The sequence below is a fragment of the Aeromonas sp. Marseille-Q7275 genome (assembly GCF_965119515.1).
Map to the genome: position 1 here is coordinate 1 of NZ_CBCPLW010000037.1, position 8,213 is coordinate 8,213.

An 8,213-nucleotide genomic window follows, 5' to 3' on the forward strand; every position below is an offset into this window, starting at 1 on the left:
CTGGATGTCATTATGAACATGGTGGGCGAGCTGGTGCTGGTGCGAAACCGCCTGGTGAGCCTCGGCATCGCCAGCAACGACGAAGAGATGTCCAAGGCGGTGGCCAACCTGGATGTGGTGACCGCCGATCTGCAGGGTGCGGTCATGAAGACCCGCATGCAACCTATCAAGAAGGTCTTCGGTCGCTTCCCCCGCGTTGTGCGCGATCTCGCCCGTACCCTCAAGAAAGAGATCGAGCTGGTGATGGTGGGTGAAGAGACGGATCTCGACAAGAACCTGGTGGAGGCCCTGGCCGATCCCCTGGTTCACCTGGTGCGCAACTCCTGCGACCACGGGGTCGAGATGCCGGACGTGCGGGAGAAGGCGGGCAAGCCCCGTCAGGGTACCATCACCCTGAGCGCCTCCCAGCAGGGTGACCATATCCTGCTCTGCATCGAGGATGACGGCGCCGGCATGGATCCGGAGAAGCTCAAAGCCATCGCCATCAGCCGTGGCGTGCTCGATGCCGACAGCGCGGCGCGCATGAGCGACAACGACGCCTACAACCTGATCTTCGCCCCCGGTTTCTCCACCAAGTCCGAGATCTCCGACATCTCGGGTCGTGGCGTCGGTATGGATGTGGTGAAGACCAGCATCGTCAGCCTCAATGGCTCGGTGCACATAGATTCGACCTGGGGCAAGGGCACCCGCCTCGAGATCAAGGTCCCCCTGACCCTGGCCATACTGCCGACCCTGATGGTGGAAGTGGGTGAACAGACCTTCGCCCTGCCGCTTGGCTGCGTGAACGAAATCTTCCACCTGGATCTGAAGAAGGCCAACGTGGTGGATGGCCAGCTCACCATCATAGTCCGTGACAAGGCGATCCCGCTATTCTACCTGCACAAGTGGCTGGTACGCGGTGCCGGCAGAACGGCCCGCCAGGACACAGGCCACGTGGTCATCGTCCAGATCGGCACCCAGCAGGTGGGCTTCGTGGTGGACAACCTCATCGGTCAGGAAGAGGTAGTGATCAAGCCTCTGGACAATCTGCTGCAAGGGACCCCCGGCATGGCCGGCGCCACCATCACCAGCGATGGCGGCATCGCCCTCATCCTGGACGTGCCCAGCCTGCTCAAGGCCTATGCCCGCCGCCACTGAGCGTCTGGCCCAAGGAGTTAAAAGAATAACAATGGCAGTCAAGGTATTAGTGGTCGACGATTCGAGTTTCTTCCGTCGTCGGGTCAGCGAGATCATCAATCAGGACCCCCTGATGACGGTGATCGACACGGCCCAGAACGGCCGGGAGGCGGTAGACAAGGCGCTGCAGTTGCGGCCTGACGTCATCACCATGGACATCGAAATGCCGGTGCTTGACGGTATCAGCGCCGTGCGCGAGATCATGGCCAAGTGTCCGACCCCCATACTGATGTTCTCCTCGCTGACCCACGAGGGGGCCAAGGCGACCCTGGATGCACTGGATGCCGGAGCCCTGGATTTCCTGCCCAAGAAGTTCGAAGACATAGCCCGGGACAAGGATGAGGCCGTCAAGCTGCTGCAGCAGCGCGTCAGGGAGATAGCCCGCAAGCGCTTCCTGATGGCGGCCGCCAGACCCCGGACGCCGGAGCCTGCGGTGCGCCCCGCCCTCGGCGCTGCCTCGGCGCGTCCTCTTGAGCGCCAGCCCGAGCCGGTTCGCGCTGCGGCGCCCGCCAGCTTCAAGCGCAGCGGCAAGAGCTATCAGCTGGTGGCCATTGGCACCTCCACCGGAGGCCCGGTGGCGCTGCAGAACGTGCTGACCAAGCTGCCGGGAGATTTCCCTCACCCCATATTGCTGATCCAGCATATGCCGGCTACCTTCACCGCGGCCTTCGCCGCCCGTCTCAACGGCCTGTGCCAGATCGGGGTCAAGGAGGCTGAAGACGGTGACGTGCTGAGGCCTGGTCACGCCTATCTGGCCCCAGGTGGCAAGCAGATGCTGCTGGAAGGGCGCGGGCCAGGGGCTCGCCTTCGCATCATAGAGGGCAATGACAAGGTCAACTACAAGCCCTGCGTCGACATCACCTTCGCCTCCGCCGCCAAGATCTACGGCGACAAGGTGCTCGCCATCGTGCTGACCGGCATGGGCGCCGATGGCCGGGACGGGGCGCGTCTGCTCAAGGAGCAGGGGGCCACCATCTGGGCGCAGGATGAAGCCTCCTGCGTGGTTTACGGCATGCCCCAGGCGGTTGCCAAGGCGGGCATAGCCAGCGAATCCCTGCCGCTGGACAGGGTGGCCCAGCGCATCCTGGTCGAGTTGGGCCGCTGACCATGGGCATGTTCGGCCTGGTGCTGGCGCTGGTCGCCGTGGCCGTCGCCCAATGGTGGCACGGCGGCAGCCTGCTGACCCTGCTGGATGGCCCTGCCTTCGTCATCGTGGTCGGGGGCACCTGGGGTGCCGTCATCCTGCAGACGCCCCGCAAGTACATGCTGTCCGCCCTCGCCCAAGCGCGCTGGATGCTGTTCCCGCCGCAACTGGATCTGGTGCAGCAGGCCGAGCGCCTGCAGGCCTGGGCCCAGTTTGCGCGCCAGCAGGGGTTGCTGGCGCTGGAGAACCAGGCCGAACAGGAGAGCGATCCCTTCACCCGCCAGGGGCTCACCATGATAGTGGACGGCGTCTCCATCGAGGATATCCGCCGCCTGCTGGAGGCGGACATCGACATCGAACAGGAGCGCAACGAGCACGCTGCTAGGGTGTTCGAGGCCATGGGGGGCTACAGCCCGACCATAGGCATCATAGGGGCCGTGATAGGCCTCATCCAGGCCATGTTTCATCTGGAGGAGCCGGGCACCCTGGGCGCTGGCATCGCCATCGCCTTCGTCGCAACCATCTACGGGGTGGGCTTTGCCAACCTCCTCTATCTGCCGATAGCGAATCGCCTGCGGGCATTCCACTACCACTACGGTCTCTATCAGGAGATGACGCTGGAAGGGTTGCTGGCCATCGCCCACGGGGAGAACGGCCAGCAGGTTGAACGGCGGCTACGGGCTTATCTGAAAGGGGAATAGCCATGCGCAAGCGCTATCGTTTGCACCTGCAGGGGCGAGAACATCTCGATCGCTGGCTGGTCTCCTATGCCGATTACATGACGCTCATCTTCGCCCTCTTCGTGGTGCTCTACTCGGTGGCCATCGTCAACAAGGAGCAGTACCGCGCCGTCATCGAGGGCATGACCCAGGCCTTCAACCAAGTGCCGCGCAGCGATGGCTTGCTGGAAGGGCAGGGCAACTCCCTGCTCAACAACCCGGTGTCGGCCGCGCCTTCCCTGCTGGAGAGCCAGGCCTCATCGTCGCCTTCGCGCGCCCCCATCACGGGCACCCCGATCCAGCAAGACGGCACGGCCCTTGCGACCATAGACCTGCAGCTCCAGGAGGCCATGGGCGCCCTGGTGGATGCCGGCGTGGTCAAGCTGGCGAAGGATGACAACTGGCTGACGGTGGAGCTGAGTTCCGGCCTGCTGTTTCGCAGCGGCAGCGCCTTTCTGGGGAGCAATGCGGCCCCTGTGCTCGATACGCTTTCAGGTATTCTGAAACCGGTCGATAACTATGTCAGGGTGCGGGGTTACACGGATAACCAGCCGATCAACAACGAAATGTTTCGCTCCAACTGGACCCTGTCTGCCGCCCGCGCCGAGGCAGTGCTCGGTGCCCTGGTGGCCAAGGGGATAGCCCCCGAGCGGCTCGCCTACGAGGCCTATGGGGAGTTCTCCCCCTTCGCCGACAACGGCAGCGAGCAGGGGCGGTTACAGAATCGCAAGGTCGTGGTCGCCATATCCAGATTCGCCTGGGTGCCGCGACTCCCCGTCAACTCCCTGACGGTGACGCCGGCTCCGGCCGCGCCACAGAGCGTCGACAGCGAGAACGTCAGAGTGGTGACGCTGCCCGGTGGTGGCATACGCATAACAACAAGGCAGGATTGATACAGTGATTGTTTGGACGGTTGCCAATCAGAAGGGTGGAGTCGGTAAAACCACCACGGTCGTCTCCCTGGCGGGCATTCTGGCCCAGCGTGGCCAGCGGGTGCTGCTGATCGACACCGATCCCCACGCCTCCCTGACCTCGTATTTCGATTTTGACTCGGACCGGCTGGAAGGCACCCTCTACGAGCTGTTCCAGGCGGCCAAGCCCAGTGCCGAGCTGGTCAACCGGATGACCCTGAAGACCAAGTTCGAGAACATCCACCTGCTGCCCGCCTCCATCACGCTGGCGACCCTGGACAGGGTCATGGGCAACCGGGAAGGCATGGGGCTGGTGCTCAAGCGTGCCCTGCTCAGGGTGCAGGGTCAGTATGACTATGTGCTCATCGATTGCCCGCCCGTGCTGGGGGTGATGATGGTCAATGCGCTGGCGGCCTGCGATCGCATCCTGGTGCCGGTGCAGACCGAATTTTTGGCCTTGAAGGGGCTGGAGCGGATGATGAAGACCTTCGAGATCATGCAGCGATCCAAGCGGGACAAGTTCCGCTATACCGTGATCCCGACCATGTTCGACAAGCGTACCCGGGCCTCCCTGATGACGCTGCAGTCCATCAAGGAGCAGTATGGGGAGGCGGTGTGGAATGCGGTCATTCCCATCGACACCAAATTCCGGGATGCCAGCCTGCTGCATATACCCCCGTCTATCTATGCACCGGGCAGCCGTGGCACCTATGCCTACGAGACCCTGCTCAACAATCTCGATGCGCTTGAGCGTCAACGGACCCAGGAGGTGAAGCCATGAGAGAGACCACCCAGGTTCGGGCCATGGATGACTATTTCCACTCCCTGCTGCTCGATGATCTCCTGCTGCGGGACGATCCGGACGAGGAGGCACCGGCCCCTGTGCTGCAGTTGCAGCCTCAGCCCGCCCCCTTGCCAGAGGTGGCTGCGGTCCCCTATCTCGAAGCCGACAGCCGGCTGGCGCAACTGAGCGAGCTGCTCGCCCAGGTGAGCCAGGTGCAGGATGAGATGGATGTCCTGAGCCATGAAGAGCTGCATGTCGAGCCCTTCCAGCTCGAGGTCGAGGCAGAGCCCGAGCCAGTCGAGGTGGCCCTGGTGACGCCCGAGGTGATCCCGGTGATCGCTGAGCCCGTCGCCCTGGCACTGGCCGAACCCGTGCTGGCGGCGGAACCCGAGCCTGCCCCTGCGCCCTGGGAAAACCTGGATACCGGCAACGAGTTTCAGGCGCTCTTCTTCGACGTGGCCGGGGTGACCTTCGCCGTGCCCCTGACCGAGCTCGGCGGCATTCACCAGCTGGGGGAGGTGACTTCCCTGTTCGGCCAGCCGGGTTGGTACAAGGGGATCATGACCTCCCGGGAGCAGAAGATGAACGTGGTCGACACGGCCCTGTGGGTCATGCCGGGCCAGCATCTGGAGATAGACGAGTACAAATATCTGATTATGCTGGGGGAATCACCCTGGGGGCTGGCCTGTCATCAGTTGAAGGGCACCGAACTGCTGCATCGGGATCAGGTGAAGTGGCGCCATCAGGAGGGGAAACGCCCCTGGCTGGCTGGCATGGTCAAGGAGAAGATGTGTGCCCTGCTGCACGTCAGGGAGCTCTTGGTGCTGCTTGGCCGAGGCGTGAACATCGAAGGCCGCTGACAACATCGGCACTGCCATGGTTTTATTGCTAATTTTACCCGTTGACGGGTTCATACAAGGATCAAGAAGATGACAGAGAAGCGCAATATTGCACAAAATCTGGCCGAGGACGAAGTGCTGCAGTGGGTGACCTTCCAATTGGAAAACGAGACCTATGGCATCAACGTGATGCAGGTCCAGGAAGTGTTGCGCTACACCGAGATAGCCCCGGTACCGGGTGCGCCCGACTATGTGCTGGGCATCATCAACCTGCGTGGCAACGTGGTGACCGTCATCGACACCCGCTCCCGCTTCGGCCTGCCGGCCGGTGATGTGAGCGAGAATTCGCGCATCGTCATCATAGAGGCGGAGAAGCAGGTGATCGGCATCATGGTGGACAGCGTGGCCGAGGTGGTCTATCTGCGCTCCTCCGAGATCGACGCCGCCCCGGCAGTGGGCACCGAGGAGAGCGCCAAGTTCATCCAGGGTGTCAGCAACCGCGACGGTCAGCTGCTGATCCTGGTGGATCTCAACAAGCTGCTCTCCGACGAAGAGTGGGACGATATCGGCTCCCTGTAACGGCGCGTCAAAAAGTGATACAACAGCGGTCCCGGATCTGCCCGCGGCACCCTGATGCCGAGCGGGACCCTGTGATGAGGAAGGTGACAGTTTGATGATTGAATTCGCAGCCTTGGGGTTGTCCTTGTTGGCGCTGGTGCTGGCCCTCTACGGTCTATTGGGTCACCGCCGCCGTCAGCGAGAGTCCGAGGCCAGGATGGAGACGCTGCAGGGGCAGCTCGAGAGTCTGCGCAAGCAGATGATGGAGCTGCATACCGGTGCCATCGGCATGGGTCAGCGCCTGCAATCCGCCGAAGGGGCGATGCAGAAGATCCAGGATAGCCAGCAGGAGTTGACCCTGCAGGATCCGGAGCGCCGCCTCTACAGCCGCGCCGCCAAGATGGTGGAGCTCGGTGCCGATCTCGACGAGGTGATGAGCGAATGCGAGTTGCCCCAGGCCGAAGCCGAGTTGCTGATCTCCCTGCGTAAGGGTCGCACCTGACCCCTGCTTCAGATCGAGAGGGGAGGCATGTGCCGCCCCTCTTTTCCCTGCCACCTCTTCCGCTGTTTGTGCGCTATCTCCCCCACTTTTCCCCTGCCACCCCTTCCTCTGCCCGTGCCTGGTCACTCCAGTTTCCCCTTGCCACATCTTCTTCTGCCGGTGCGCGATCTCCCCCACAAATCCTGTTGATTATTGGCATCTTTGAAAAGACGCCTCCGGATCCTGTGTTAAGATGCAGGCCGCCTCATTTTCAACGATTACACCCTCATGCTGCTTCAAGCCAACAATCTGAGCTGCGTGCGTGAAGATCGCACCCTGTTTGAACATCTCTCCTTCGCGGTGCGCTCGGGCGATCTGATGCAGATTGAAGGCCCCAACGGGGTGGGCAAGACCAGCCTGCTCCGTCTGCTGACCGGCCTCTCCCAACCCTTCGCGGGGGAGGTGTGCTGGAACGGGGAGAACATCCGCCACTGCCGGGATGAGTTCCATGCCAGCCTGTTCTACCTGGGCCATCAGCCCGGCGTCAAGGCGACCCTGACCCCTCTGGAGAACCTCTCCTTCTATCAGAAGCTGCACGGCACGGCCGAGGCGTCCGTGGATCTCTGGCAGGTGCTGGCCCAGGTCGGCCTCGCCGGCTTCGAGGATTATCCCGCGGGCCAGCTCTCCGCCGGGCAGCAGCGGCGGGTGGCGCTGGCGAGGCTCTGGCTGTCTGAGCGCCCGGCGCTCTGGATCCTCGACGAGCCCTTCACCGCCATCGACAAGCAGGGGGTCAGGGTGCTGGAGCAGTTGTTCCTGACCCACGCGGATCGGGGGGGCATGGTGGTGCTCACCACCCATCAGGATCTGACCCTGATGCAGGGGCGGCTCAAGACCCTCTCCCTGACCTCGCTGTTGCAGGAGTAGCCATGCTGCGCGCCGTCATACACCTTATTCACCGCGAGTTGCTGATGGCCCTGCGCCAGCGCGCCGACATCTTCAACCCGCTCTGGTTCTTCCTCATCGTCATCACCCTCTTTCCGCTGGGCATCGGGCCCGAGCCCCAGCTGCTGGCCCGCATCGCCCCCGGCATCATCTGGGTGGCGGCCCTGCTGGCGGCCATGCTCTCCCTGGAGCGGCTGTTTCGCGACGACTTCAGCGACGGTGCCCTGGAGCAGATGATGCTGATGCCTCATCCCCTCGGGCTGCTGGCGCTGGCGAAAGTGATCGCTCACTGGTTGCTGACCGGCCTGCCGCTGCTGCTGATCTCTCCGCTGCTCGCCATCCTGCTCTCCCTGGACATGAAGAGCTATCTGGCCGTGGTGGCCACTCTGGCGCTCGGTACCCCTGTGCTGAGCCTGCTCGGCGCCGTCGGGGTAGCGCTGACGGCGGGACTGCGCAAGGGGGGCGTGCTGCTCAGCCTGCTGCTGCTGCCGCTCTATATCCCGGTGCTTATCTTCGCCACCTCCGCCATCGATGCGGCGAGCATGGGGTTGCCCTACGGGGGACAGCTGGCGATCCTGGGGGCCATGCTGGTGGGGGCCCTGACCCTGACGCCCCTGGCCATCTCGGCGGCACTGCGGGTCAGCGTCAACTGATTAATT

10 protein-coding genes are annotated in these 8,213 nt (G+C 63.2%); all 10 read left to right on the forward strand.

Going from position 1 to position 8,213, the window contains the following annotated elements; genetic code table 11:
• The coding region (locus ACWPWQ_RS21100; RefSeq protein ID WP_454010678.1) for a chemotaxis protein CheA at positions 1-1,137 on the forward strand (1,137 nt) is incomplete at its 5' end.
• A gap of 31 nt (positions 1,138-1,168) precedes the next feature.
• The gene (locus ACWPWQ_RS21105) at positions 1,169-2,281 is read left to right on the forward strand and encodes a protein-glutamate methylesterase/protein-glutamine glutaminase (RefSeq protein WP_342057773.1); all 1,113 of its coding nucleotides are present in this window, start codon (positions 1,169-1,171) and stop codon (positions 2,279-2,281) included.
• 2 nt (positions 2,282-2,283) lie between these two features.
• On the forward strand, positions 2,284-3,021 hold the full coding sequence (locus ACWPWQ_RS21110) for a flagellar motor protein (RefSeq protein ID WP_162519155.1): 738 nt from the start codon (positions 2,284-2,286) through the stop codon (positions 3,019-3,021).
• A 2-nt stretch (positions 3,022-3,023) separates the two neighbouring features.
• Entirely contained in the window at positions 3,024-3,932 is a 909-nt protein-coding gene (locus ACWPWQ_RS21115) for a flagellar motor protein MotB (protein WP_454010679.1), read from the forward strand.
• Positions 3,933-3,936: 4 nt separating this feature from the next.
• Positions 3,937-4,731 (forward strand): ParA family protein, encoded by a 795-nt coding sequence (locus ACWPWQ_RS21120; protein WP_454010680.1) that lies wholly within the window; start codon positions 3,937-3,939, stop codon positions 4,729-4,731.
• Positions 4,728-5,594: a chemotaxis protein CheW gene (locus ACWPWQ_RS21125; protein ID WP_454010681.1), complete on the forward strand. Its 867-nt coding sequence runs from the start codon at positions 4,728-4,730 to the stop codon at positions 5,592-5,594. Before ACWPWQ_RS21120 ends, ACWPWQ_RS21125 begins: the two co-directional genes overlap by 4 nt.
• Before the next feature lie 69 nt (positions 5,595-5,663).
• Positions 5,664-6,152, forward strand: coding sequence for a chemotaxis protein CheW (locus tag ACWPWQ_RS21130; RefSeq protein ID WP_005333026.1), 489 nt, complete (start codon positions 5,664-5,666; stop codon positions 6,150-6,152).
• Between the two features lie 94 nt (positions 6,153-6,246).
• Complete coding sequence (locus ACWPWQ_RS21135) at positions 6,247-6,633, forward strand: DUF2802 domain-containing protein (protein WP_139435279.1); 387 nt, start codon at positions 6,247-6,249, stop codon at positions 6,631-6,633.
• Positions 6,634-6,900: 267 nt separating this feature from the next.
• Entirely contained in the window at positions 6,901-7,536 is a 636-nt protein-coding gene (ccmA, locus tag ACWPWQ_RS21140; RefSeq protein WP_454010682.1) for a cytochrome c biogenesis heme-transporting ATPase CcmA, read from the forward strand.
• Between the two features lie 2 nt (positions 7,537-7,538).
• A complete protein-coding gene (gene ccmB, locus ACWPWQ_RS21145) occupies positions 7,539-8,207 on the forward strand; it encodes a heme exporter protein CcmB (protein WP_202046404.1) in 669 nt (222 codons plus the stop codon).
• Positions 8,208-8,213 lie beyond the last annotated feature (6 nt).